The organism is Tabrizicola sp. (genome assembly GCF_030694085.1).
Lineage (GTDB): Bacteria > Pseudomonadota > Alphaproteobacteria > Rhodobacterales > Rhodobacteraceae > Tabrizicola.
In genome coordinates this window covers 249475-272724 of the sequence record NZ_JAUXZE010000009.1, presented here as the reverse complement: position 1 = coordinate 272724, position 23250 = coordinate 249475, and the positions used below count along the sequence as shown (strand labels likewise).

Annotated in this window: 24 protein-coding genes; 17 read left to right on the top strand and 7 right to left on the bottom strand. The window is 65.4% G+C overall.

Going from position 1 to position 23250, the window contains the following annotated elements:
- Positions 1-6: 6 nt before the first annotated feature.
- The gene (locus tag Q8M85_RS02480) at positions 7-546 is read left to right on the top strand and encodes a TlpA disulfide reductase family protein (protein ID WP_305539805.1); all 540 of its coding nucleotides are present in this window, start codon (positions 7-9) and stop codon (positions 544-546) included.
- A 75-nt stretch (positions 547-621) separates the two neighbouring features.
- Here the strand turns inward: Q8M85_RS02480 and Q8M85_RS02475 are convergent, their stop codons facing one another.
- The 3 genes from Q8M85_RS02475 to Q8M85_RS02465 all read right to left on the bottom strand — a co-directional run bounded on the left by Q8M85_RS02475 (position 622) and on the right by Q8M85_RS02465 (position 2904).
- The gene (locus Q8M85_RS02475) at positions 622-1410 is read right to left on the bottom strand and encodes an exodeoxyribonuclease III (protein ID WP_305539802.1); all 789 of its coding nucleotides are present in this window, start codon (positions 1408-1410) and stop codon (positions 622-624) included.
- A gap of 68 nt (positions 1411-1478) precedes the next feature.
- Positions 1479-1790 (bottom strand): hypothetical protein, encoded by a 312-nt coding sequence (locus Q8M85_RS02470; RefSeq protein ID WP_305539799.1) that lies wholly within the window; start codon positions 1788-1790, stop codon positions 1479-1481.
- 427 nt (positions 1791-2217) lie between these two features.
- A complete protein-coding gene (locus Q8M85_RS02465) occupies positions 2218-2904 on the bottom strand; it encodes a response regulator transcription factor (protein ID WP_295072745.1) in 687 nt (228 codons plus the stop codon).
- A gap of 398 nt (positions 2905-3302) precedes the next feature.
- Between Q8M85_RS02465 and ribA the strand changes: the two genes are divergently transcribed.
- From ribA to Q8M85_RS02450, 3 genes are read left to right on the top strand one after another with little or no spacing between them, the layout of a single operon-like run.
- Positions 3303-4391 carry a GTP cyclohydrolase II gene (gene ribA, locus Q8M85_RS02460; RefSeq protein WP_305539794.1) on the top strand — a complete coding sequence of 363 codons (1089 nt, stop codon included), beginning with the start codon at positions 3303-3305 and terminating at the stop codon, positions 4389-4391.
- The gene (locus tag Q8M85_RS02455; protein ID WP_305539791.1) at positions 4388-4891 is read left to right on the top strand and encodes a L,D-transpeptidase; all 504 of its coding nucleotides are present in this window, start codon (positions 4388-4390) and stop codon (positions 4889-4891) included. The genes ribA and Q8M85_RS02455 overlap by 4 nt, the downstream gene beginning before the upstream one ends.
- A gap of 56 nt (positions 4892-4947) precedes the next feature.
- On the top strand, positions 4948-6822 hold the full coding sequence (locus tag Q8M85_RS02450) for an alpha-amylase family protein (protein ID WP_305539788.1): 1875 nt from the start codon (positions 4948-4950) through the stop codon (positions 6820-6822).
- A 107-nt stretch (positions 6823-6929) separates the two neighbouring features.
- Here Q8M85_RS02450 and Q8M85_RS02445 read toward each other — a convergent pair whose 3' ends face one another.
- Positions 6930-7589, bottom strand: coding sequence for a YggS family pyridoxal phosphate-dependent enzyme (locus tag Q8M85_RS02445; protein WP_305539785.1), 660 nt, complete (start codon positions 7587-7589; stop codon positions 6930-6932).
- Between the two features lie 95 nt (positions 7590-7684).
- Complete coding sequence (locus tag Q8M85_RS02440) at positions 7685-8578, bottom strand: porin (RefSeq protein WP_305539782.1); 894 nt, start codon at positions 8576-8578, stop codon at positions 7685-7687.
- A gap of 298 nt (positions 8579-8876) precedes the next feature.
- Here Q8M85_RS02440 and Q8M85_RS02435 point away from each other — a divergent pair, with 298 nt between their 5' ends.
- From Q8M85_RS02435 to holA, 4 genes are all read left to right on the top strand, one after another.
- Positions 8877-9422 carry a DUF3576 domain-containing protein gene (locus Q8M85_RS02435; protein WP_305539779.1) on the top strand — a complete coding sequence of 182 codons (546 nt, stop codon included), beginning with the start codon at positions 8877-8879 and terminating at the stop codon, positions 9420-9422.
- 89 nt (positions 9423-9511) lie between these two features.
- Positions 9512-12142, top strand: coding sequence for a leucine--tRNA ligase (gene leuS, locus Q8M85_RS02430; RefSeq protein WP_305539776.1), 2631 nt, complete (start codon positions 9512-9514; stop codon positions 12140-12142).
- A gap of 58 nt (positions 12143-12200) precedes the next feature.
- Complete coding sequence (gene lptE, locus Q8M85_RS02425) at positions 12201-12677, top strand: LPS assembly lipoprotein LptE (protein ID WP_305539774.1); 477 nt, start codon at positions 12201-12203, stop codon at positions 12675-12677.
- Positions 12674-13687: a DNA polymerase III subunit delta gene (gene holA / locus Q8M85_RS02420; protein WP_305539771.1), complete on the top strand. Its 1014-nt coding sequence runs from the start codon at positions 12674-12676 to the stop codon at positions 13685-13687. Before lptE ends, holA begins: the two co-directional genes overlap by 4 nt.
- 6 nt (positions 13688-13693) lie before the next feature.
- Here holA and Q8M85_RS02415 read toward each other — a convergent pair whose 3' ends face one another.
- Complete coding sequence (locus Q8M85_RS02415; RefSeq protein WP_305539768.1) at positions 13694-14092, bottom strand: OsmC family protein; 399 nt, start codon at positions 14090-14092, stop codon at positions 13694-13696.
- 92 nt (positions 14093-14184) lie between these two features.
- Between Q8M85_RS02415 and Q8M85_RS02410 the strand changes: the two genes are divergently transcribed.
- The 3 genes from Q8M85_RS02410 (at position 14185) to Q8M85_RS02400 (ending at position 16022) form a co-directional block, all read left to right on the top strand.
- Positions 14185-14607 (top strand): GAF domain-containing protein, encoded by a 423-nt coding sequence (locus Q8M85_RS02410; protein ID WP_305539766.1) that lies wholly within the window; start codon positions 14185-14187, stop codon positions 14605-14607.
- Positions 14607-14924, top strand: coding sequence for a hypothetical protein (locus Q8M85_RS02405; protein ID WP_305539763.1), 318 nt, complete (start codon positions 14607-14609; stop codon positions 14922-14924). Before Q8M85_RS02410 ends, Q8M85_RS02405 begins: the two co-directional genes overlap by 1 nt.
- 84 nt (positions 14925-15008) lie before the next feature.
- Positions 15009-16022, top strand: coding sequence for a hydroxyacid dehydrogenase (locus tag Q8M85_RS02400; protein WP_305539760.1), 1014 nt, complete (start codon positions 15009-15011; stop codon positions 16020-16022).
- Here Q8M85_RS02400 and Q8M85_RS02395 read toward each other — a convergent pair.
- Positions 16019-16453 carry a DMT family transporter gene (locus tag Q8M85_RS02395; protein WP_305539757.1) on the bottom strand — a complete coding sequence of 145 codons (435 nt, stop codon included), beginning with the start codon at positions 16451-16453 and terminating at the stop codon, positions 16019-16021. The genes Q8M85_RS02400 and Q8M85_RS02395 overlap by 4 nt on opposite strands.
- 109 nt (positions 16454-16562) lie before the next feature.
- On the opposite strand from Q8M85_RS02395, the gene Q8M85_RS02390 reads away from it, so the two are divergent.
- From Q8M85_RS02390 to Q8M85_RS02365, 6 genes are all read left to right on the top strand, one after another.
- Complete coding sequence (locus tag Q8M85_RS02390) at positions 16563-17471, top strand: LysR family transcriptional regulator (protein WP_305539755.1); 909 nt, start codon at positions 16563-16565, stop codon at positions 17469-17471.
- Positions 17472-17623: 152 nt separating this feature from the next.
- Entirely contained in the window at positions 17624-18859 is a 1236-nt protein-coding gene (locus Q8M85_RS02385) for a glycosyltransferase (protein WP_305539752.1), read from the top strand.
- 198 nt (positions 18860-19057) lie between these two features.
- Entirely contained in the window at positions 19058-20215 is a 1158-nt protein-coding gene (locus Q8M85_RS02380; RefSeq protein ID WP_305539749.1) for an ABC transporter substrate-binding protein, read from the top strand.
- Positions 20216-20304: 89 nt separating this feature from the next.
- On the top strand, positions 20305-21291 hold the full coding sequence (locus Q8M85_RS02375) for an ABC transporter ATP-binding protein (RefSeq protein WP_305539746.1): 987 nt from the start codon (positions 20305-20307) through the stop codon (positions 21289-21291).
- A 214-nt stretch (positions 21292-21505) separates the two neighbouring features.
- A complete protein-coding gene (locus Q8M85_RS02370) occupies positions 21506-22444 on the top strand; it encodes an ABC transporter permease (protein WP_305539743.1) in 939 nt (312 codons plus the stop codon).
- Entirely contained in the window at positions 22434-23237 is an 804-nt protein-coding gene (locus Q8M85_RS02365) for an ABC transporter permease (protein WP_305539740.1), read from the top strand. Before Q8M85_RS02370 ends, Q8M85_RS02365 begins: the two co-directional genes overlap by 11 nt.
- The last annotated feature ends 13 nt before the right edge of the window (positions 23238-23250 follow it).

Sequence of the window (23250 nt, the reverse complement as noted above, 5' to 3'; positions counted from 1 at the left end):
AGAAACGTGCGGAAATTGCTGGTTGTCCTCTACACGGCCTTCCTGATCGGTGCAAACCCGGCCTTGGGAGATGTCGCAGCCCTGCGGGATGGCGACATGAAGAAGCTCGCGCTGCACAATGCGCCGGTGACGATCCCCGAGGCGGTGCTGCTGGACGCCGAGGATGGCGAGCGCAGCCTGGCGGACTACCGCGGCAAGTGGGTCGTGCTGAACTTCTGGGCCACCTGGTGCGCGCCCTGTCGGCACGAGATGCCCTCGCTGGACCGGCTCCAGACCGCGATGCCAGACCTGGCCGTGGTTCCCGTTGCGACGGGCCGAAACGCGGTCGAGGGGATCAAGCGGTTCTTCGAAGAAGCGGACATCAAGTCGCTGCCGATCCTGCGCGACCCGAAGTCCCAGCTTGCGCGCGGGATGGGGGTCATGGGTCTTCCGGTGACGGTGATCCTGAACCCCGAGGGCCAGGAGGTCGCCCGGCTGATCGGCGATGCCGAATGGGACAGTGACAGCGCCAAGGCGGTGCTTGGGGCCTTGATGGCCGGGAACTGACCGCCCTCTTGCTCTCACCAGAGACGGGGGCCGGACGTCACGCTGCCTTTGACGAACGCGCCTGCCAACACCCGCTTAAAGGTCGAACGTCGCAAACACCGGAACGTGGTCGCTGGGCTGATCCCAGCCCCGCACCGGGCGCAGGATGCGGCTGGAATGGGCGGCATTGGCAATGTCCGGTGTTGCCCAGATGTGGTCCAGCCGGCGGCCCTTGTCGGCGGCGTTCCAGTCCGGGGCGCGGTAGCTCCACCAGCTGTAAAGCCGACCATCGGGGATGTCCTTGCGTGTCACGTCCTGCCAGGCGCCAGCCTCCATCACCGCGTTGAAGTGATCGACCTCAACCGGAGTGTGGCTGACGATTTTCAGCAGAGCCTTGTGGTCCCAGACGTCATCCTCACGCGGGGCGATGTTCAGATCTCCGACCAGGATCGCGCGGTCGGGCTTCTGCCAGTGGAAATGGTCGCGCATCTCGGTCAGGTAGTCCAGCTTCTGACCGAATTTTACATTGATCTCGCGGTCGGGAATGTCCCCACCGGCCGGCACATAGCAGTTGTGGATGGTGACGCCGTTTTCCAGCTGGGCCGAGACGTGGCGGGCATGGCCAAGCTGGGCAAAGTCGCGGTCGCCAGCGTCCATGATCGGCAGCTTGGACAGGATCGCGACCCCGTTGTAGCCCTTTTGGCCGCGCGCCACGATGTAGCGGTAGCCAAGCGCCTGAAACTGCGCCAGCGGGATGCTTTCGACCGGGCTCTTACATTCCTGCAGGCACAGGATGTCGGGCGACTCTTCGGTCATCAGGCGGGACACCAGCGCCTCGCGCAGGCGGACCGAGTTGATGTTCCAGGTGGCGAGGGTGAAGGGCATGGCTGGCTCCGGGGGCTGCGGCGGACGACCGTAAGGCCGACCGCCACAAGTCTCAAGAGGCGGCCGGATCAGTCGGTGACGGTGAAGGTGCCAAGCTCGCACAGGTTCTGGGTCTGCTCGGCCTCGGCCCCTTCGGCGGTCACAAAGCGCAGGTCATAGTCGCAGACCTCCAGCCCGTCGGCGATGGTCACGTCGCCCGAAACGCCCGGATCGACCGCGTCCACCATCAGGATGTTTTCGCCCCACTGATCTTCACCAACCGGCGAGACATACATTTCGGTGATGGCAAGCGAGCTGTCGTTGACCAGCGTGAAGACCAGGTCTTCGGCCAGGGTCGGGGTAGCGATCAGGGTCGCGATGGCGGCAAGGGCGATACGCATGACGTCTCCGGTGTTGGGCCGCAGCCTGTCTGCGGGTGCGCGCTTTAGGCCGGGCAATTGTGCAAGCCGCGTGGCAGGCCCGCGCCATGTCCGTGGCTTTTCGACAGGGTACGAAAAAGAAAAAGCCGGGCAGCTAGCCCGGCAAGGTCCAACAGGGAGGTAAGGATACGTTAGCCGAACTGCGGGGCCGAGGATTTGATCTGGCTCAACCGCCGCGACCGAAAAAAAGGCCGGGCAAGAAGCCCGGCCAGGTCCAACAGGGAGGATGCCGCGCCATAACCCCGACGCGACCAGGGGAACTTGCTGCACAACCGGTGCATGCGAGAAAGGTAGCAACTGAATCCGGCAACAATAAGCCCTAAGCCGCAAGATTTCGTGGTTGTTGCATGGCGGTCGCAATCACCGTGTTCTTGCGGCCACGCTTGGCTCAGGCCACCAGCCGATACCCGCCGCTTTCGGTCACCAGAAGCCGCGCGTTCGAGGGATCAGGCTCGATCTTCTGCCGCAGCCGGTAGATGTGCGTCTCCAGCGTGTGCGTGGTCACGCCCGCGTTGTAACCCCAGACTTCGTGCAGCAGCACATCCCGCGCGACGACCCCGGTGGTCGACCGATAAAGGTACTTCAGGATGTTGGTCTCCTTTTCCGTCAGGCGGATCTTCTTGTCCTTCTCGTCGACCAGCATCTTCTGGGCCGGCTTGAAGGTATAGGGCCCAAGCTGGAACACCGCGTCCTCTGACTGCTCGTGCGTCCGCAACTGGGCACGGATGCGGGCCAGCAGGACCGGGAACTTGAAGGGCTTGGTCACATAGTCGTTCGCACCGGCGTCCAGCCCAAGGATCGTGTCGCTGTCGGTGTCATGCCCGGTCAGCATCAGGATGGGGCACTTGACGCCCTGCTTGCGCATCCTGCGGCACAGCTCGCGCCCGTCGGTGTCGGGCAGGCCCACGTCCAGGATCACCAGGTCGAAGAGGCCGGCCTTGACCTTCTCCATCCCGTCAGCGCCGGTTCCGGCTTCGAACACGTCGAAGTCCTCGGTCATCACCAGCTGCTCGCTAAGTGCCTCGCGCAGGTCGTCGTCGTCATCGACGAGCAGGATTTTCCGCAGTCCGGCCATGATGTGCCTCCGTTGATTGCATGTCCGAGATGCGCCCCGATCACGAACCCCGCAAGATTTGCTACCAAATGCTCACGCGGTCGTGTCGGTTCCGCGGCCTATGTTTCAAATCTCGGGCACGCGGTCTTCCCGTCCAGTTCGGCCAGCGCCGTATCAAGCCGGTTGTCCGTCCCGCGGCCATCGTCCGGGTCGCAAGTCCAGCTATGGGTAGGTTGCGGTCCAGGTTGGTCGGGAAAGGATGGCCCTCGTTTCCTCCGCTCCCATCGGCTCATCCCGCCTGATCTTGCGGTCAACCCGACCGATATCCTGAACGCCTGCCCGACCGATCTGTAGGCATTTGCCGGGGCTGTAACGTGCAAAGGCTTCCGCCCCCGGCGATTGCGGCCTAGATAGGGGGCATGTCGCTTGGCCTGTCCATCCCCGAACGCCTGACCCGCGCGCGCGCCGATCTGCGCATGGGGGTCCCGGTCGTGCTGTGCGGCCTTGAAGGGGCGGCGCTGGTGGCTGCGGTCGAAACGCTTGATGCCGCACGTCTGGAGGACCTGCGTGGCCTCGGGTCGCCGGTGCTGGCGATCACCGCGCGCCGGGCCGAGACGTTGAAGGCCCGCGCCTATGACGGTGATCTGGCGCGGATCATTCCACCCTCTGATACCGGCCTGGACTGGCTGCGGTCGGTTGCAGACCCGGCGGATGACCTGCGCACGCCGATGAAGGGGCCACTCCAATCCCTGCGCGACGGCACGCCCGACCTGGCCCGCGCGGCGCTGGGGCTGGCTAAGACCGCGCAACTGCTGCCCGCCGCCCTGCTGGTGCCGGTGCAGGACGCGCTGACCCTGGCCGGGGCGCACGGCCTTACGCTGCTGGTGCTGGACGAAATTGCCCCCGCTCTGGCCGCTCTGCCGCCGATGGACGAGGTCGTGTCCGCCCGCGTTCCCCTTGTCGCCTCCAGTGCAGGGCGGGTGCATGTCTTTCGACCCGACGACGGCGGCGAGGAACACTATGCCATCGAGATCGGTCGTCCCGACCGCGCGAAGCCCGTGCTGGCGCGCCTGCACTCGGCCTGCTTCACCGGGGACGTGCTCGGCTCGCTGAAGTGCGACTGCGGCCCTCAGCTGCGGGCGGCGCTGGCGCAGATGGGGCAAGAGGGGGCGGGGGTGCTTTTGTACCTGAATCAGGAAGGCCGGGGAATCGGTCTTGCCAACAAGATGCGCGCCTATTCCCTGCAGGATCAGGGGTTCGATACGGTCGAGGCCAACCACCGCCTGGGATTCGAGGATGACGAACGCGACTTCCGCATCGGGGCCGAGATTTTGCGGAAGCTAGGGTTCTCCAGCGTTCGGCTTTTGACCAACAACCCCAACAAGCTGGCGATGATGGAAAGCTGCGGTCTGCATGTGACGGAACGGGTGCCTCTCCATGTGGGCCAGACTAAGGAAAACCGGGCCTATCTGGCGACCAAGGCCGCGAAATCGGGGCATCTGCCGTGAAGCCCACCGACCTGGTGGTCACGCCGCTGGGGCTGCGCTTCATGGGGCGGGTGTTTCCCTGTTCCATTGGGCACGCTGGCATCGTGCCCGCCAAGGCCAAGCGCGAGGGCGACAGAGCAACCCCGGCCGGGGTGCATCGGCTGGTCGGCATGCTCTATCGCCCCGACCGGCTGACCCGCCCCGCCGACTGGGCACTGCCGATCGGTCCCTCGGACCTGTGGTCGGACGACCCGCTCGACACGGAATACAACCTGATGGTCCGTGCCCCGCACCGCTTCAGCCACGAACCTCTGCGGCGGGCAGATCCGATGTATGACCTTGTCATCATCACCGACTGGAACTGGCCCCATGCCGAACCTGGCCGTGGCTCTGCCATATTCATCCACCAATGGCGCCGCCCCGGTGCGCCCACCGCTGGCTGTGTGGCTCTGTCCCGCCGCGACCTCCACTGGATCGCCCCACGGATCACTTACCAGACCCGGCTGGTCGTCCGTCTGTAATCCCCTTTCCGAAACGCTTTGGATTGCCTAATCTGCGCCCAAACCGGGAGGATTCGATGCCAGCATCACGCAGCGCGGATGACGACGTTTTCGAGCTGCGCTTGGCGCGGTCGGCCCCCGATCTGTTCCCGATGCTGGACGCGCTGTATGGCGCGCGGCCCGACTATCCCGCCTTCCGGGAAAAGCTGGTAAAGGCGCTGCGGAAAGGCTGGGCCGACCGCCCCGCGGACCTGAAGCGCCTGGACCTGCAACGCGACCTGTCGCCGGACTGGTTCCAGCGTCCCGACATGGCGGGCTATGTCTTCTACATCGACCGCTTCAACGGCTCGCTGCACGGGGTGCTGGACAAGCTGGACTACCTTCAGGACCTCGGGATCACTTACGTCCACCTGATGCCGTGCCTGAAGCCGCGCCCCGGTGACAGCGATGGTGGCTATTCGGTGATGGACTACCGCCAGATCAACCCGGACTTCGGGACGATGGCGGATTTCGAAGCTGTCAGCGCCGCCCTGCGCGCGCGGGGCATGTCGCTCTGTGTCGACCTGGTGCTGAACCACACGGCGAAGGAACACGCCTGGGCGAAGAAGGCGGCGAAGGGCGACCCGACGTATCAGGGCTATTACCTGATGTTCGACACGCCCGACATGCCGACCCTGCACGAGCAGACGCTGGTCGAGGTCTTCCCTGACAACGCTCCCGGCAACTTCACCCATTACCCCGAGATCGGCAAATGGGTCTGGACGACCTTCAACGAACACCAGTGGGACCTGAACTGGGCCAATCCGGCGGTGTTCCTGGAGATCGTCGAGGTCATGCTGTTCCTGGCCAACAAGGGGGTCGATGTGCTGCGGCTGGATGCCGTCGCCTTCATGTGGAAGCGGCTGGGGACGCGCTGTCAGTCCGAACCCGAGGTCCACATGATCCTCCAGGCGCTGCGGGCCTGTTCGCGGATCGCCAGTGCAGCGGTGATTCACCTGGAGGAAGCGATCGTCGCTCCGGCCGAGATGCTGCCGTATCTTGGACGGGGCAAGCATGATGGCAAGGAAGGCAACCTGGCCTACCACAACAGCCTGATGGTGCAGTTCTGGTCCTCGCTTGCCACCCGGGACACGCGGTTGATGACCCATGTCCTGTCGACCCATTTCCCCGACCGGCTGACGAACGCGACCTATGCGACCTACATCCGATGCCACGATGATATCGGCTGGGCGGTGACGGACGAAGACGCGGCGGCGGTGGGGGTGTCGGGGCACGGGCACCGGGGCTTCCTGTCGGACTTCTATGAAGGCACCTTCCCCGGCACCTTCGCCAAGGGGGCGCTGTTCCAGGTCAATCCACTGACCGGGGACAAGCGGATCTCGGGGTCGTTCGCTTCGCTGGCGGGGCTGGAGACGGCGCGGGATGCGGGGGAGGTGGATCTGGCGGTGCAGCGGATCCTGATGGGGCACGCGCTGATCGCGGCCTGGGGAGGGATACCGCTGATCTACATGGGCGACGAACTTGCCTTGACGAACGACTACGGCTACCTCGACGATCCCCACCATGCCCATGACAGCCGCTGGGTCCACCGGCCGCGGATGGACTGGGCGGCGGCGGAGGGGCGGGATACGGCGGAGACGCCCTCGGCCCGGGTGTTCCGGGGGGTGCGGCATATCCTGGCGCGGCGGCGGGCGACGGGGGCGCTGCATGCGGCCAATCCGGTGCGGGTCGTGGGGTCGGGAAACGATGCGGTGCTGGCGGTCCAGAGGGTCGCGCCGACGGGGGTTCTGCTGGGTCTGTTCAATTTCACCGAACAGTGGCAGCACCTGCCCGAGGGGTGGGTGCGGGCGCTGGGGGTCAGCCGGATGTGGGACGAGTTGTCCGAGGCAGAGGTCGGCCTGCATGGCGGGCAGGTCGTGCTGCCGCCCTATGCACGGGTCTGGCTGACCTGACCTGTCCACGGTGGACATTTTCGGATTGTTGTGCAAAAACAGATAGGTAAGTTTTTCTGTTAGGGGTTTGTTAATCCGCTGACTCCGGTGGAGCGCTGTAGCGCACCCTACGGTGCGGGATAGCTACGCGCGCCGAAGATCGCGCTGCCGACGCGGATGTGGGTCGCGCCATGCGCCACGGCGGCCTCAAAATCGCCGCTCATCCCCATCGACAGGCCTGCCAGGCCATGATCCGCAGCCATCCGGGCCAGCATCGCGAAATGGGGGGTGGAGTCCTGATCCTCGGGCGGGATGCACATCAGGCCGACGGGGGACAGGTCCATCGCCCGGCAGTCACGCAGGAAACCGGACAGATCGGCGGGCAGGACGCCGGCCTTCTGCGGCTCCTCGCCCGTATTCACCTGCACGAACAGCTGCGGCAACGATCCCCGCGCCTGGCCCAGGCTGGCCAGCTTCTGCGCCAGCGAAGGCCGGTCCAGCGTGTGAATCGCATCGAACAGATCGACGGCGACCTTGGCCTTGTTGGTCTGCAAGGGGCCGATCATGTGCAGGTCCAGCGGGCCATAGTGGTCGCGCCAGGCGGGCCACTTCCCCGCCGCTTCCTGCACGTAGTTTTCGCCAAAGACCCGGTGGCCCTGATCCAGCACGGCCTGAACCCGTTCGGCGGGCTGGACCTTGGACACGGCGATCAGCGTGACCGAGCCTTCCGGCCGCCCCGCCGCGCGTTCTGCCGCGCGCAACCGTTCCGTGATGTCTGCCAGTGCCATACCGTCCCCCGTTTGATGGGCAACCTAACGGCGCGGGCCAAAAAGAAAAGAGCGGGCACAAGGCCCGCTCTTTCCGGTCGTCCAATCCGGGTGGATTAGAACGAGAAGGACAGACCGATGTCGGCACGGGTGCCGCCAACCGAAACCGCCGGGGTGCCCGTGGTGTTCAGATCGTCGACTTCCACGATGCCGGCAACGAACTTGGCACCACCGCCCAGGTCGTAGGCAGCGCCGATGCCGTAGTTGTTGATGGCGCCTTCGTCGGTGACGAACGCGGTCAGCGTGGTCGCGCCAATCGCGTAGTCAAGCGACAGAGCGTACTGGGTCGGGTCGCCAGCGATGTCGGTGTCCGAAGCGACGAACTTGACGGTCGACGCGCCGAAGGTCGCCGAGGCGCCCAGAGCGATGTGGTCAACGTCGCCAGCGGTTTCGTAGCCGAGAGCAACGGTGTAGGCGTCGACAGCGTACTTGACCGCGATCGACATTGCGTCGTCGTTGGCGGTGTTCGGAACAGCCGGGGTACCGGTGGTGTCGAGGCCTTCGAACTGGCCAGCCGACAGAGCGAAGGTCAGAGCGCCAGCCGAGTATTCGTACAGGGCAGCGGTCTTTTCGTGGCCGAGGTAGCGCAGTTCGTTCCAGTCGCCGAGGCCGGTGAGGCCAACGCCCGAAACGTGACCAACCAGAGCGTTGGCAGCCGAGTCAACGTCGCCGAAGGTCAGCTTGCCGAAAGCGCCCGAAACGTAAACGGTCGAGTCGCCGTTCTGGGTGTTGCCCTGGCCCGACTGGTCAGCACGCATCGAGGCGCCGAATGAGATGCCGGTGTCGGTTTCGCCCGAAGCGGTGAAGACGATACGGACGCGCGAGGTCATCAGGGTGTCTTCGCCGTCATAGATCAGACCCATGCGGGCCGAGCCACCAACGGTCACTTCAGCAGCGGCGGCGCCGGCAACCAAAACCAGGGCGCTGGTCGCGAGAAGAATCTTTTTCATGTTTTCCCTCTTTCTTCAAGGTAAGCCCGCCGCAGGGGAATCCGCAGGGGAATGAGCCGTATTTCACCCCGGACGCCCACATTTGCAACGTTCCCGAACCCTGATCGGGAAATCGGCCCAAAGTTGGTGCAGCAAAGCCACAGGTCTGGAATCGCCCGCGGATTGGTCGCGGATCGACGCTGACAGGAGCGCGCGCCCACGCGCAAGCCCGCGCGTGGGCGCATGCATGGGAGCGAAAGCCCTTGGCAGGCCTTGGTGCCTAAGCTAGACAGCGGGCAAGGGTTCCAAAGGTGGCCGGATGAACTTGCATCAACTTAGCAAAGCGGCTCTGGCAATGGGTCTGGTCGTCACCTTGTCGGCCTGCGGCGGCGGTATCGGCAGCGGCAACCTGTTCGGCAACCGCGCCTCCATCCCCTCGGAAGACCAGCTTACCCGCAAGGAACGCGCGGATGAACAGCGCGCGGCCATCGCGAAGGCGCGGGGCGAGGACCAAGGCGGCTCGACCATCTGGGATCTGTTCGGAAACGCCGACAACCCGAACACCACGGTCGAGGTCAACAAATACATCTGGCAGGCCAGCCTTGAGGTGCTGAACTTCCTGCCCATCGAATCGGTGGACCCGTTTACGGGCGTGATCGTGACGGGGTATGGGCGGCCTCCGGGTGGCGGCAGGGCCTACCGGGCGACGATCTATGTGCAGGACCCGGCGCTGGATGCGCGCAGCCTGAAGGTGGCGTTGCAGGGCCAGGGCGGCGGCTCGGTCGCGCCGGAAACCGTGCGGGCGATCGAGGATGCGATCCTGACCCGCGCGCGGCAGCTGCGGGTGCGCGACAGCAAGCTTTAAGCGTTCTGGCGGCGTGATGGGCCGGGAAGGGGTGGACCTTTCCGGGCTGGCATGTGTAATTCCGCGCGGAATTCCGCATGAGGCCCCTGATGTCGCGCTATGACCCTTCGGTGATCGAACCCCAATGGCAGGACGCCTGGGACAAGGCCGGGGCCTTCACGGCGCGGCGCGATCCATTGAAGCCCAAGTATTACGTGCTGGAGATGTTCCCCTACCCCTCGGGGCGCATCCACATGGGGCATGTGCGCAACTACACGATGGGCGATGTCGTGGCGCGGACCAAGCTGGCGCAGGGCTACAGCGTGCTGCACCCGATGGGCTGGGACGCTTTCGGGATGCCGGCCGAGAACGCGGCGATGGAACGCGGCGGCCATCCGAAGGATTGGACCTACGGCAACATCGCCGACATGAAGGCGCAGATGAAGCCCTTGGGGTTGAGCATCGACTGGTCGCGCGAGCTGGCGACCTGCGACCCGGAGTATTACGGCCAGCAGCAGGCGATGTTCATCGACATGATGGAGGCCGGGCTGGTCTACCGGAAGGCCGCCGTGGTCAACTGGGACCCGGTCGACATGACGGTGCTGGCCAACGAGCAGGTGATCGACGGCAAGGGCTGGCGTTCGGGTGCTGCCGTGGAGCGGCGTGAGCTGACGCAGTGGTTCTTCAAGATCTCGGACTACTCGGAGGAACTGCTGGGCGCGCTGGACGGGCTGACGAACTGGCCGGAAAAGGTGCGCCTGATGCAGGCGAACTGGATCGGCAAGTCGCGGGGCCTGCAGTTTGCCTTCGGTACGGTCGGCGCGCCGGGAGGCTTTGAAAAGCTTGAGGTCTATACCACCCGCCCGGACACGCTGATGGGGGCAAGCTTCGCGGCGATTTCCCCGGATCATCCGCTGGCGAAGGTGCTGGAAGCCGACCCCAAGGTCGCAGCCTTTCTGGCCGAGGCGCGCAAGGGCGGGACCACAGCCGAGGCGCTGGAAACCGCCGAGAAGATCGGTCTTGATACCGGCATCCGCGTGAAGCATCCGCTTGACCCGGCGTGGGAACTGCCGGTCTGGATCGCCAACTTCATCCTGATGGACTATGGCACCGGCGCGATCTTCGGCTGCCCGGCGCATGACCAGCGCGACTTTGACTTTGCCACCAAATATGCGCTGCCGATCAAGCCCGTGTTCACCGCCGACGGTTCGGACTCGCCATTGACCGAGGCCTTCGTGCCGATGAAGTCGGAGAAGGTCCACTACATCCGCGGCTTCGCCGGAGAGAAGGTGCAGACCGGCGACGACGGCGTGGCGACCGCCATCGCCCATGCCGAGGCGAACGGCTATGGCAAGGGCGTCACCAAGTTCCGCCTGCGCGACTGGGGCGTGTCCCGGCAGCGTTACTGGGGCTGCCCGATCCCGGTTATTCATTGCGTGACCTGCGGTGTCGTCCCGGAAGCGAAGGCGAACCTGCCCGTCGAGCTGCCCTATGACGTCAGCTTTGACGTCCCCGGCAACCCCTTGGACCGGCACCCGACCTGGCGCGACTGCACCTGCCCGAAATGCGGCGCCAAGGCCCGGCGTGAGACGGACACGATGGATACCTTCGTCGATTCGTCCTGGTACTACGCCCGCTTCACCGCTCCGCGTGCCACGACGCCCACGGTGCTGGAGGACGCCGAATACTGGATGAACGTCGACCAGTACATCGGCGGGATCGAGCATGCGATCCTGCACCTTTTGTATTCGCGCTTCTTCGCCCGGGCGATGCACAAGACCGGCCACCTGCCGCAGAAGGCCATCGAGCCGTTCAACGCGCTGTTCACGCAAGGCATGGTCACGCACGAAATCTATCGGTCGATGGATGCTCAGGGCCGCCCGGTCTATCACCTGCCCGAGGACGTGTTGCGCTTCAACATCGGCAACGAGCCGGTGGCCTTCCTGCGCGCGGATCATGTGACCGACCTCAGCGAGTTGAGCGAGGACCAGTTGAGGGCCAAGCTGGAAGAGGCGGCGGGGACGGCGATCGAGATCATCCCTTCGGCCAAGATGTCGAAGTCGAAGAAGAATGTCGTCGACCCGATGAACATCATCGCGGCCTTCGGGGCGGATACCGCGCGCTGGTTCGTGATGTCGGATTCACCCCCGGAGCGTGACGTGGAATGGACCTCGTCGGGTGCCGAAGCCGCGTTCAAGCACCTGTCCCGCGTCTGGGCGCTGTGTGACCGCATCGGTCAGATGCCCGCCGACCACAAGGGCGAGGGTGACGAGGCCTTGGCCCGGGCGACCGCCCGCGCCATCGACGAGGTGACCAAGGGGATCGAGGGCTTTGCCTTCAACAAGGCCATTGCTGCGCTTTATGCCTTCAACAACACCATCGCCAAGGCCAATGCCTCGACCCCGGTGATGAAGGACGCCATCCGCACTTTGGCCAAGCTGATGTCGCCGATGACCCCGCATCTGGCCGAGGATATCTGGAACCATCAGGGCGGCACCGGCCTGTGCGCGCAGGCGCCGTGGCCCAAGGCCGATCCGGCGCTTCTGGTGGATGATACCGTCACCCTGCCGATCCAGATCAACGGCAAGCGCCGGGCGGAAATCAGCGTGCCGAAGGATATGCCCGCAGCAGAGGTTGAAAAGCTGGCGCTGGCGGACGAGGATGTGGTCAGGTTCCTTGCCGGACAGCCGGTGAAGAAGATCATCGTCGTCCCGGGACGCATCATCAATGTCGTCGTCTGACCGCCTGACCCCCCACCCCAGCCCTCTCCCCCAGGGGGAGAGGGGGCCGGTCGCGCGGATGTCCCGCCGGACGCTTCTGCTTGCTCCTCTGGCGCTGGCCGCCTGCGGGTTCACCCCGGCCTATGGTCCGGGCGGCGGTGCGGCCAGGCTGACGGGCGCGGTGCGGGTTCAGGACCCCACGGACAAGAACGGCTTCGATCTGGTCGAACGGCTGGAGGAACGGCTGGGCCGACCCGAGGCAGCGCGTTATGACCTGGCCTACACGATCACCACGGAAACCGTGGGGGTTGGCTTCACGGCTGACAACAAGATCACCCGCTACAATCTTAAGGGCGTTGTCGACTATTCATTGACCGACCAGGCCAGTGGTGCCCGGATCACCGGGGGCCGGGTGCAAAGCTTCACCGCCTATTCCGCGACGGGATCGACCGTGGCCCAGCTGGCAGCCGAAGAGGATGCGGCCCTTCGCCTGATGCGACTCCTGGCCGACCAGATCACCGCCCGCCTGATCGGTGCGGCCGACAGCCTGCCATGATCCTGAAGGGCGCCGAGGCCGCCCGCTATTGTGCCAAGCCCGACCCGGCGCGGGCGGGGCTGCTGATCTTCGGTGCCGACGCGATGCGAGTGGCGTTGAAGCGGCAGGAGGCCATCGCGGCCTTGGTCGGGCCGGAGGGCGAGGCCGAGATGCGCCTGACGCGGATGTCGGGCGCGGATCTGCGAAAGGATGGCAGCCTGCTTCTGGACGCGATCAAGGCGGTGGGGTTCTTTCCGGGTCCCCGCGTGGCGTTTCTGGAGGAAGCGACGGACGGTCTGACCGACACGGTGGCCGTGGCTTTGAAGGAATGGAAACCCGGCGATGCGGTGATCGTGGTCACGGCGGGCAACCTGACCGGCAAGTCGGCGCTGAAGGTGCTGTTCGAAAAGCACCCCTCGGCGGTCTGCATCGGGCTTTATGACGAGCCTCCGGGCCGGGAAGAGATCGAAGCCGCGCTGAAAGCGGCCGGGCTGGTCGACATCGACCGCGAGGCGATGACCGACCTGAACACTCTGGCTCGCGCGCTGGACCCCGGCGATTTCCGGCAGACGCTGGAGAAGATCGCGCTTTACAAGTGGGGCGATCCTTCGCCCCTGATGCCTGCCGACGTGGCCGCGATGGCCCCCGCGACCATCGAGGCCGAGGTAGACGAGCTGATCGACGCGGTGGCCGAAGCACGGTCGCAGGCCATCGGGCCCCTGTTCCGGCGGCTGGAGGGGCAGGGCGTCCAGCCAGTGACGATCTGCATCGGCGCCTTGCGGCACTTTCGCATCCTGCACGCCGCGGCGACCGATCCGCAGGGCCCGGGGGTTGGCATCCAGCGGGCGCGGGTGAACTTCAAGCAGAAGGACGCGATGGGGCGGCAGGCGGGGCAATGGGGCGTCCGCGCGCTGGAGACGGCGGTGGCGGTGCTCTTGGAGACCGACCTGACGCTGCGGTCCGCGAGCAAGGCCCCCGGCATGGCGCTGATGGAGCGCGCCCTGATCCGTATTGCAATGACGCGGCGGTAGCGGGCCTCACGCCCGGCGGATGGTCCCGGTCAGGGGCACGGCGGCGGTCAGCGTGTTGGAAATCGTGCCGTATTTCAGGATGTTGCGGTGCAGAAGGTCCAGCCGCGCGTCGCTTTCCGGGGTGGCGACAGTGATCTCATACCGGATCGCCGTCAGTTTTGGCGGCGCATCCTGACGGTCGGCGAAAAGATGGACCGTCATCCCGTCCAGCTGGAACTTCAGCGTCGGCAGCACCCGCTCGGCCCCCTTGATCATGCAGGCGGCGAGTGCTGACAGCAGCAGTTCCACCGGGTTCAGCGCGTCCTTGCGGCCGTCCATGTCAGTGGCCAGCCGCACCTCGGCCCCGTGGCTGGTCGCCAGGCTGACGGTCGCGTCCAGACGGCGGGCAGAGAGTTCGTATTGCATGGGGCCTCGCAGGATTGACAGTCGGGGTTCGGGGCAGAGAATGGCCTTGAACCCGGCACCCGCGCCTTGATCCGGCGCAAAGCGAGGAAAGATTGACAGCCTTCACCGATCTTCACGCCCGCTGTACCGCGCTGGGCACGCGGCTTTTCACCGTGACGAAGCTGGACGAGGACAAGGCGCTGTTTGGCCGCGTCTTCACCTCGCATCCGGTGGAGTATCCGGTGTCGGGGACCAAACCGATGGAGAAGGACGGCTGGTACGACACCACAATCGCGGGGCGGCGGACCTTCGTGGCGAACACCCCGCCAGAGTTTGCGAAGTACTTCTTCGACCACGCGCTGATCGTGTCGCTGGGCCTGGGGTCCTGCATCAACGTGCCGGTGGTGGGGGGTGGGCGGGTGCTGGGGACGGTGAACATCCTGGCCGAGGCCGGGCACTTCACGCCCGCGAAGCTGGCAGCCTATGAGCAGCTGGTTGCCGAGGCAGTCCCGGCCCTGGCGGCGGAGCTGCGGTGATGGCGAAGGAACCGACCCCGGTCGAGGCGTTCCTTACCCCGCTTGCGAAGATCGCGCGGAAGCATCGCGACATCGAGGGGCTGGTGTTCTGGGGCGGAGAGAGTTGGGACCCCTCGCCTTCCGAGGCGCTGGAGGCCGAAGAGATCGTCTTCTACGCCGAGGGGCTGCTGATCGACGGGTTCCAGATGGACTGGGCGCTGGTGGCCGAGGGTGATGCGCCCGACCACCTGCGTCTGTGCTTCTGGCAAGAGGGCGCGCCGCCGCCGCCGGTCGCAGCGCCGTGGCGGGTGGAGGCGCAGGGGCGCTGGACGGGTTAGCGGACAACCGGGCAGGGCCGGACTGGCCTTGTCCCCGGAGGCGGACTGCGCCTAGGGTCGGGCAAATTGCCGGAAGGACCCCCGATGCGCGTGCTTTACGACCCCGATCCCCGGAGCACCGGCGACATCTTTTCGGCCCATGAGCTGGCGGCGTTCACAAGCCGGTATCAGGTGACGGAATGGCAGGGCCAGGACCGCGACGCCTTCTATGCCGAACACCTGCCGGGGACGGACATCCTGATCTCGCAGCAACCGATGGGCGCGGACCGGCTGGCGCTGGCGCCGAACCTGCGGGCGATCTTCAATGTCGAGACCAACTTCCTGCCGAACATCGACTATGAGGAATGTTTTCGCCGCGGCATCCCGGTGCTTGCGCCCGGCGGAGTCTTTGCCGCACCCGTGGCCGAGATGGCGCTGGGCATGGCGCTTAGCCTGGCGCGCAACATCCACGGCGAACATGCGGCCTTCCTGCGGGGTCAGGAGAAATGGCTGTTTGACGGCAACCGTGAGTCCGAGATGCTGGCGGGATCGACCGTGGGGATCATCGGGTTCGGTGATCTGGGGCGGGCGCTGCACCGGTTGCTGGCCCCGTTCGGCTGCCGCGTCCAGGCGCATGACCCCTGGCTTCCCCCCGGCCACCTGCGGCGGTTGGGGGTGGAGCCGGTGGATTTCGACACCCTGATGGCCGAGAACCGCTTTATCTTCGTGATGGCGGCGATCACGACGGAAAACAAGGGGTTGATCGACGCCGGCGCGCTGTCGCTGATGCAGAAGGGGGCGATGCTTCTGCTGATGTCGCGTGCCGCAGCTGTCGACTTTCCGGCCCTGACTCAGGCCGCTTCCGAGGGGCGCATCCGCGTCGCGACCGATGTCTTTCCGGTCGAGCCGCTGCCACAGGACGATCCAATCCGCCGCACTCCCAACATGCTGTTCTCACCGCACCGGGCCGGGGCGCTGGAATTTGCGCTGCGGGAAATCGGCACACGCGTGCTGGAGGACATGGACCTGATCGCCCGGGGTCTGGCCCCCGTCGCCTGCCGCCGGGCCGAGCGGGAAACCGTGGCGCGGTTCCGGTCAAAGCCGGTGGATCGGTCCTAAAGCCGCGACAAGAGTAGCCCCGCGGCCACCAGAGCTGCGGCGGCAAGCCGCGTTGGCGTGACTTCGCGCACCGCCATGCCCAGGGCCCCGGTCGCGTCAATGACCATCGCGGCGGCCATCTGGCCCAGGATCAGCGCGGCGACCAGGGTGACCACGCCCAGGGAGGCGACGCCCCAGACGGTCGCGAACACATACCAGGCACCCAGGACGCCGCCAACCAGGGTCCAGGCCGGGACCTGCGGCAGCTTCAGGAAGGCGCCACCCTGGCCCTGAAACGCCGCGATGGCCAGCAGGACAAGGAAGCCCACGCCGAACGACACCGCAGCGGCGGGCACTGCGGCCCCAAGCTCGCGGGACAGGGCCGCGTTGATCGGGGCCTGGACCGAGATCGCCGCCCCGCCCAGCACTACGGCCAGGATTACCCACCACATGCGCTCCTCCGTTGCTTTGGACCATCTGACCACCCCGCTCCGCCAGCATCAACCCTTGCGCCCGGCGCGGGTTCGGGCAGATTGGCGATATCCCCTATCGGCGGTTCCGATGGCTTTCACGCTGCGCCAGCTTCAGTTCTTCGTCGCCGCCGCCGAAGCCGGGTCGGTCTCGGGCGCGGCGCGGGCGCTGTCGATCAGCCAGTCCTCGGTGACCGAGGCGATCCGCGGGCTGGAGGACGACCTGGGGGTGACGCTGTTCGACCGGCAGGCACGGGGGATTCTGCTGACGCACAAGGGGTCGGCCTTCCTGCGCCATGCCCGGCAGATCCTGTCCGACGTGGTCAATGCCCGAAGCACCTTTCAGGCCGAAGCCGAAACCGCCCGCGGCCGCCTGTCGCTGGGGGTCACCAGCCTGGTCGCGGGCTATGTGCTGTCCGACATCCTGCAACGCTATCGCCGCGCCTTTCCGCAGGTCGAGCTGAACGTCATCGAGGACAGCGGCGAATACCTGCAGCATCTGCTGATCGGGGGAGAGCTTGACGTGGCGGTGCTGCTGACTTCGTCCGTGCATGACCGCATGGCGCTGAACGTCGAGACGCTGCTGGTGTCGCCCTATCGGCTTTGGCTGCCGCTGGGGCATCCGCTGGCGCAACAGGAAAGCATTACGCTGGAGGAGCTTGCTGGCACTCCGATGATTCAGCTGATGGTGGACGAGATCGAGGAATCGACCCGCCGCCTGACCGCCGCCCTGCCAGTCAAGCCGCAGATCGCCTTCCGCACCCGCAGCGTCGAGGCAGTGCGCAGCCTGGTCGCCACGGGGGCCGGGCTGGCGATCCTGCCCAGCCTGGTCTACCGGCCCTGGAGCCTGGAAGGCGACCGGATCGAGATCCGCGATGTTTCGGGCGACCTGCCCTCGGTGCAGGTTGGCCTGGCCTGGCGCAAGGGTGCACCACTTACGGGGCCTGCATCGAACTTCATCCGCTCGGCGCAAAGCACGGCGGTGGTGCGACCCGGATAAGTTTCGCCCCAGGCGCAGCAGCCATTCGAAAACTGTGCCCTACCCCTTTGGCCAAGGACCAAAGCGCTTGAATGATAAGAGAAAACAGGCGACCCTTGGCGCTAAACCGTTGGCTACCCAGGTGGTGTCGACATTAGTAAGGTGGAGACCAAATGCGTGGTGACGGTAAGCGCTTGTTGATCTATGCACCGGTCCCGCTTCATCGCAAGGAAGGCAAACTCTATCTTGAGGATCAGGCGCGCAACGGCCTGCGCCTTTGGGCGGATAATTTTGACCTCCTCACGGTGATAATGCCAGTGACGGACGGTCCGATGCCGAAAAGCTGGGGGCCGCTGGAGTTGGTGGGTCCTGCGCTTGATCGGATCAAGATCGTGCCGGTTCCGATGGCCTATCGCCCGGATCGCTTTCTGCGCCTGCTGCCGACAGTACGACGTCAGATTCGTGATCTGATTGCGGAAGCCGATTACATCAGCTTCGCGATCGGTGGTCTCTTCGGGGATTGGGGATCTGTGGGTTGCCATGAGGCCTGGAAAATGGGCCGACCCTATGGAGTATGGACCGACCGGGTCGAGTCGCAGGTGACACGGCGATTGATAGGTCAAGGGAACTGGCGGCGCAGACTCCAGGCACGCCTGTACCATAGACCGATGGCTTGGCTGGAACGTCGCCTGATCCGCCGAGCCCACGTCGGCTTCTTTCACGGGGGTGAGACATTCAAGGTTTACGCACCCTTCAGCCGTAACCCGCAACTGGTGCATGACATCCACCTCAGCAAGTCCGATCACATCGACCCGGTTGCGTTGGACGCCAAGGTGCAGGCGGCAGCGACCGGCTTGGGGCCGCTGAAGATCATTTACGTCGGACGCGCAGATCCCATGAAGGGACCGTTCGACTGGCTTGAGGTGCTGGACTCGGTCCATCGCGCTGGCGTGGAGTTCGAAGCTCAATGGCTTGGCGATGGTACCGAACTTGACGCACTGCGTGCGCGGATCGTCGAAAAGGGGCTGGAAGATAAGATTGCGGCACCCGGCTTCACGTCGGACCGTGCGGCAATTCTTGCGGCCCTCCGCGCGGCAGATATCTTCCTCTTCTGCCACAAGACACCCGAATCGCCACGCTGCCTTATCGAGGCGCTTGCGTCGGGCACACCGATTGTCGGCTATGACGGTGCCTTTGCGCGGGATCTGATAAGCGGAAATGGAGGCGGCGTGTTGGCGCCCCTGAACGATGTGTCAGCCCTGGCCAGGCAAATGATCGAGCTTGCGCGTGCACCCGGGCGTCGAGCCACACTGGTCCGCAACGCCGCTGCAGATGGCGCTCCCTTTGACGATGTCTCGGTTTTCCGACACCGCTCCGAGTTGATCCGGGAACATCTGCCCCCCCGGTGATCAAGGCAGGCGATCTGCCCGGGCCACGCCCGGTCTTCAGCGCCATTCGGACACTGCGCGCTGAAGCTATAGGAAAAACCGATATCTCGCTTCAGTTTTTTGTTATTGCGAAACTATGATCACACCATAGGCTTTTCGCAAGTCCGCGGGAACGGACCCTCTGCACCCACGCCAGAGACACAACAACGGGAGTCTGCCATGAATCGCCTCAAGCTCTTGGGAACCACAACGCTTGCCCTGATGACCGGGATCGGCCCGGTGCTGGCCCAGGTCACCGCAATCGGCGCGCCGGAAGGTCAGGTGAACATTGTCGCCTGGCCGGGCTATATCGAGCGCGGCGAGACGATGAAGGAATTCGACTGGGTGACCAAGTTCGAGGAAGCATCGGGCTGCAAGGTGAACGTCAAGACCGCCAACACCTCGGACGAGATGGTGGCCCTGATGAACGAGGGCGGCTTCGACCTGGTGACGGCAAGTGGCGACGCCTCGCTGCGGCTGGTGGCGGGCGACCGGGTGCAGCCGATCAACACCGACCTGATCCCGTCCTGGTCGACGGTGGACGAAAGGCTGATGTCCGCGCCCTGGCATACGGTCGATGGCGTCCACTACGGCGTGCCCTACATGTGGGGGCCGAACGTGCTGATGTACAACACCGAAGTCTTCAAGGAGCCGCCGACCTCGTGGAACGTCGTGTTCGAGGAGATGGCCCTGCCGGACGGCCAGCCGAACAAGGGCCGGGTTCAGGCCTATGACGGCCCGATCCACATCGCCGATGCGGCGCAGTACCTGATGTTCCACAAGCCGGAACTGGGGATCACCTCGCCCTACGAATTGAACGAGGATCAGTACAAGGCGGCCCTGGACCTGTTGCGCGTCCAGCGCAACCTGGTCAGCCGCTACTGGCACGACGCCTTCATCCAGATCGACGACTTCAAGAACGAGGGCGTGGTCGCCTCGGGGTCCTGGCCGTTCCAGCGCAACCTGCTGCAGTCCGACGGCCAGCCGATCGCCAGCGTGATCCCGCAGGAAGGGGCGACGGGCTGGGCAGACACCACGATGATGCATGTCGATGCCAAGAACCCCAACTGCTCGTATCTGTGGATGGAGCATACGCTCAGCTCGAACCTGCAGGCCGATCTGGCGGTCTGGTTCGGGGCGAACCCCTCGGTTCCGGCGGCCTGCACTGATGGACGCGGCATGTCCACGGCCGAGACCTGCACGGCGAACGGGATGGATGATTTCGAGAAGATCCGCTTCTGGACCACGCCGGTATCGAACTGCTCCCAGGGGGACGGGGCCTGCGTGCCCTACTACCGGTGGGTGTCCGACTATATCGGCGTGATCGGCGGCCGCTGATCTTCTGACCAGGGTGGGCGGATCGCCCACCCTACTCTGCCGCTTCCCCTGACCAGTGGTGCGCCCAAAGCGCACCCTACGGATGTTCCATGACCTCAGCTGTCGAGTTCCACAACGTGTCGCGCCATTTCGGTCCGGTGAAAGCCGTCGACCGCGTCGACCTGACCATCGCCGAGGGCTCGTTCTTCGCGATGCTGGGCCCGTCGGGGTCGGGCAAGACCACCTGCCTGCGGCTGATCTCGGGATTTGAAAAGCCCACGGGCGGGCAGATCCGCATCTTCGGCGAGGACGTGTCGAACACCCCGCCGCATCTGCGCAACGTGAACACGGTGTTCCAGGACTATGCGCTTTTCCCGCACATGAACGTGCGCGACAACGTGGCCTACGGGCTGATGGTCAAGGGCATCGGCCGGGCGCAACGCCATGCCCGGGCCGAAGAGATGCTGGCCCTGGTCAAGCTTGACGCCTACGGCGACCGCAAGCCCGCGCAACTGTCCGGCGGGCAGCGTCAGCGGGTGGCCCTGGCGCGCGCGCTGGTCAACGAACCCCGCGTTCTCTTGCTGGACGAACCCCTGGGCGCCCTGGACCTGAAACTGCGCGAGGCGATGCAGGACGAATTGAAGGCCCTGCAACGGCGCCTGGGCCTGACCTTCGTCTTCGTCACCCACGACCAGCACGAGGCGCTGTCGATGGCCGACAGCCTTGCCGTCTTCAACGATGGCAGGATCGCCCAGATCGGCAGCCCCCAGGACATCTACGACCGCCCTGCCACCCGCTTTGTCGCCGATTTCGTCGGCTCGTCCAACGTGCTGCCGCCCGCCTTGACCCGCGCCCTCGGCGGGCCCGAACAATGGGCGTCGCTGCGTCCCGAGGCCACGCGCCTGGCCGCGACCGGCCCGGTCAGCGGCACAGTCACCGCGCTGCGCTACCTCGGTTCGGGCACCCGCGTCGTGATCCATACGGGCGACACCGAGATCGCGGCCCTGGTCCCCGCCGGCCAGCCCGTCCCGGCCGAAGGCGCGACCACCGCCATCGCCTTCGAGCCCTCGGCGCTGCACCTGATGGGGGCCAACTGATGTGCAGCCACCCCGACGCGCTGTCGCAGGGGGCGCTGCCCCCTCACCCCCGGGATATTTGCTGCAAAGATGAAAGGTTGAAGCAAATCTCTGGCTTTCATCTTTGCACAAGTATCCCCGCCGGAGGCTCCGACCGTGACCGCCGGTGCGACGCGGCAGGAAGAAGCGCCCAAAATTCTTTCTTCAAGAATTTTCGTCCCGGCAGGGCGCAGCGATGACCGCCCCCGCGATCCTTCCCGCCAGGGGCGCGGCGGACCGGCTGACCGGCACGTTCTGGCGGCGTCCGCGGCTGCTGCTCGTCCTCCTCATCACGCCACCGCTCCTCTGGCTCGGCGTCGTCTACCTGGGCTCGCTTTTTGCCCTGCTTCTCCAGTCCTTCTACTCGATCGACGAGTTTTCGGGCGTGGTGAAGGAGGAGTTCACGCTCAAGACCTACGGCGAGCTCTTTCGGGCGCAGAACCTGGACATCATCGTCCGCACCGTGGTCATGGCGACGGCGGTGACGCTGGCCTGCGCGATCCTGGCCTTCCCCATCGCGTATTATGCCGCGCGCTATGCGCGGGGGCCGTGGAAGGCGGCGTTCTACCTTGGCGTCATGCTGCCCTTGTGGTCGTCCTACCTGGTCAAGGTCTATGCCTGGAAGCTGATCCTTGCCAAGGAAGGCATCCTTGGCTGGGCGGCGGCAGGAACGCATACCTCGTGGATCATCGACGGCATCCTGTCGATCCCGGGGTTGGAGGGGTCATCGCTGTCGACCTCGCCCTTCGGGACCTTCCTTGTCTTCGTCTACATCTGGCTGCCCTACATGATCCTGCCGATGCAGGCCGCGCTTGAGCGGGTGCCGAATTCGATGCTGGAGGCCTCGGCCGACCTGGGTGCCACGCGGTCGCAGACCTTCCGCACGGTGATCCTGCCCCTGGCCCTGCCGGGGGTGATCGCCGGGTCGATCTTCACCTTCTCGCTGACGCTGGGCGACTACATCATCCCGCAGATCGTGGGGGATTCGTCGCGCTTCATCGGCCTTACGGTCTACCAGTTGCAGGGCACGGCGGGGAACACGCCGCTGGCCGCCGCCTTTGCCGTGGTGCCGATCCTGATCATGCTGGTCTACCTGACGCTGGCCAAACGGGCGGGGGCGTTCGATGCGCTCTGACGCCACCTGGGGACTGAAGCTGGCGGCACTGGGTGGGCTGTTGTTCCTTCACCTGCCGATCCTGCTGATCTTCCTTTACGCCTTCACGACCGAAGAGCGCAGCTATGCCTTCCCGCCGCCGGGATACACGACCCAGTGGTTCGGGGTCGCCTGGAACCGCGCGGACATCTGGCCGCCCCTGTGGCTGTCGCTGCGGGTGGCTGCGATCTCGACCCTGATGGCGATGATCCTTGGCACGCTGGCCGCCGCCGCGATGGCGCGGGCCAGGTTCTTCGGGCGCGACCAGATCAGCCTGTTGATCCTGCTGCCCATCGCCTTGCCCGGTGTCATTACCGGCATGTCGCTGCGGTCGGCCTTCGGGATCATGGACATCCCGTTCTCGACCTGGACCATCGTCCTGGGCCACGCGACCTTCTGCATCGTCATCGTCTACAACAACGCCATCGCCCGGATGCGCCGCCTGTCCGGCGGGATCATGGAGGCCAGCGCCGACCTTGGCGCGAACAGTTTCCAGACCTTCCGCCATGTCCTGCTGCCGAACCTTGGCTCGGCCCTGCTGGCGGGCGGGATGCTGGCCTTTGCGCTGTCGTTCGACGAGGTCATCGTCACCACCTTCACCGCGGGCCAGCAATCGACCCTGCCGATCTGGATGCTGAACGAGCTGGTCCGCCCGCGCCAGCGCCCCGTCACCAATGTCGTCGCCATCCTGGTCTTCGCGGCCACCTTCGTGCCGATCCTCATCGCCTACTACCTCACCCGCGGCGGGTCCGAGACCGCCGGCATGGGCAAATAGGGAGATTACCCCC

Coding starts and splice junctions, on each gene's coding strand:
- Q8M85_RS02475 (WP_305539802.1), bottom strand. CDS start 1,410: ATGCCCTTCACCCTCGCCACCTGGAACATCAACTCGGTCCGCCTGCGC.
- Q8M85_RS02470 (WP_305539799.1), bottom strand. CDS start 1,790: ATGCGTATCGCCCTTGCCGCCATCGCGACCCTGATCGCTACCCCGACC.
- Q8M85_RS02465 (WP_295072745.1), bottom strand. CDS start 2,904: ATGGCCGGACTGCGGAAAATCCTGCTCGTCGATGACGACGACGACCTG.
- ribA (WP_305539794.1), top strand. CDS start 3,303: ATGTCGCTTGGCCTGTCCATCCCCGAACGCCTGACCCGCGCGCGCGCC.
- Q8M85_RS02450 (WP_305539788.1), top strand. CDS start 4,948: ATGCCAGCATCACGCAGCGCGGATGACGACGTTTTCGAGCTGCGCTTG.
- Q8M85_RS02445 (WP_305539785.1), bottom strand. CDS start 7,589: ATGGCACTGGCAGACATCACGGAACGGTTGCGCGCGGCAGAACGCGCG.
- Q8M85_RS02440 (WP_305539782.1), bottom strand. CDS start 8,578: ATGAAAAAGATTCTTCTCGCGACCAGCGCCCTGGTTTTGGTTGCCGGC.
- Q8M85_RS02435 (WP_305539779.1), top strand. CDS start 8,877: ATGAACTTGCATCAACTTAGCAAAGCGGCTCTGGCAATGGGTCTGGTC.
- leuS (WP_305539776.1), top strand. CDS start 9,512: ATGTCGCGCTATGACCCTTCGGTGATCGAACCCCAATGGCAGGACGCC.
- lptE (WP_305539774.1), top strand. CDS start 12,201: ATGTCCCGCCGGACGCTTCTGCTTGCTCCTCTGGCGCTGGCCGCCTGC.
- holA (WP_305539771.1), top strand. CDS start 12,674: ATGATCCTGAAGGGCGCCGAGGCCGCCCGCTATTGTGCCAAGCCCGAC.
- Q8M85_RS02415 (WP_305539768.1), bottom strand. CDS start 14,092: ATGCAATACGAACTCTCTGCCCGCCGTCTGGACGCGACCGTCAGCCTG.
- Q8M85_RS02405 (WP_305539763.1), top strand. CDS start 14,607: ATGGCGAAGGAACCGACCCCGGTCGAGGCGTTCCTTACCCCGCTTGCG.
- Q8M85_RS02400 (WP_305539760.1), top strand. CDS start 15,009: ATGCGCGTGCTTTACGACCCCGATCCCCGGAGCACCGGCGACATCTTT.
- Q8M85_RS02395 (WP_305539757.1), bottom strand. CDS start 16,453: ATGTGGTGGGTAATCCTGGCCGTAGTGCTGGGCGGGGCGGCGATCTCG.
- Q8M85_RS02390 (WP_305539755.1), top strand. CDS start 16,563: ATGGCTTTCACGCTGCGCCAGCTTCAGTTCTTCGTCGCCGCCGCCGAA.
- Q8M85_RS02385 (WP_305539752.1), top strand. CDS start 17,624: ATGCGTGGTGACGGTAAGCGCTTGTTGATCTATGCACCGGTCCCGCTT.
- Q8M85_RS02380 (WP_305539749.1), top strand. CDS start 19,058: ATGAATCGCCTCAAGCTCTTGGGAACCACAACGCTTGCCCTGATGACC.
- Q8M85_RS02375 (WP_305539746.1), top strand. CDS start 20,305: ATGACCTCAGCTGTCGAGTTCCACAACGTGTCGCGCCATTTCGGTCCG.
- Q8M85_RS02370 (WP_305539743.1), top strand. CDS start 21,506: ATGACCGCCCCCGCGATCCTTCCCGCCAGGGGCGCGGCGGACCGGCTG.
- Q8M85_RS02365 (WP_305539740.1), top strand. CDS start 22,434: ATGCGCTCTGACGCCACCTGGGGACTGAAGCTGGCGGCACTGGGTGGG.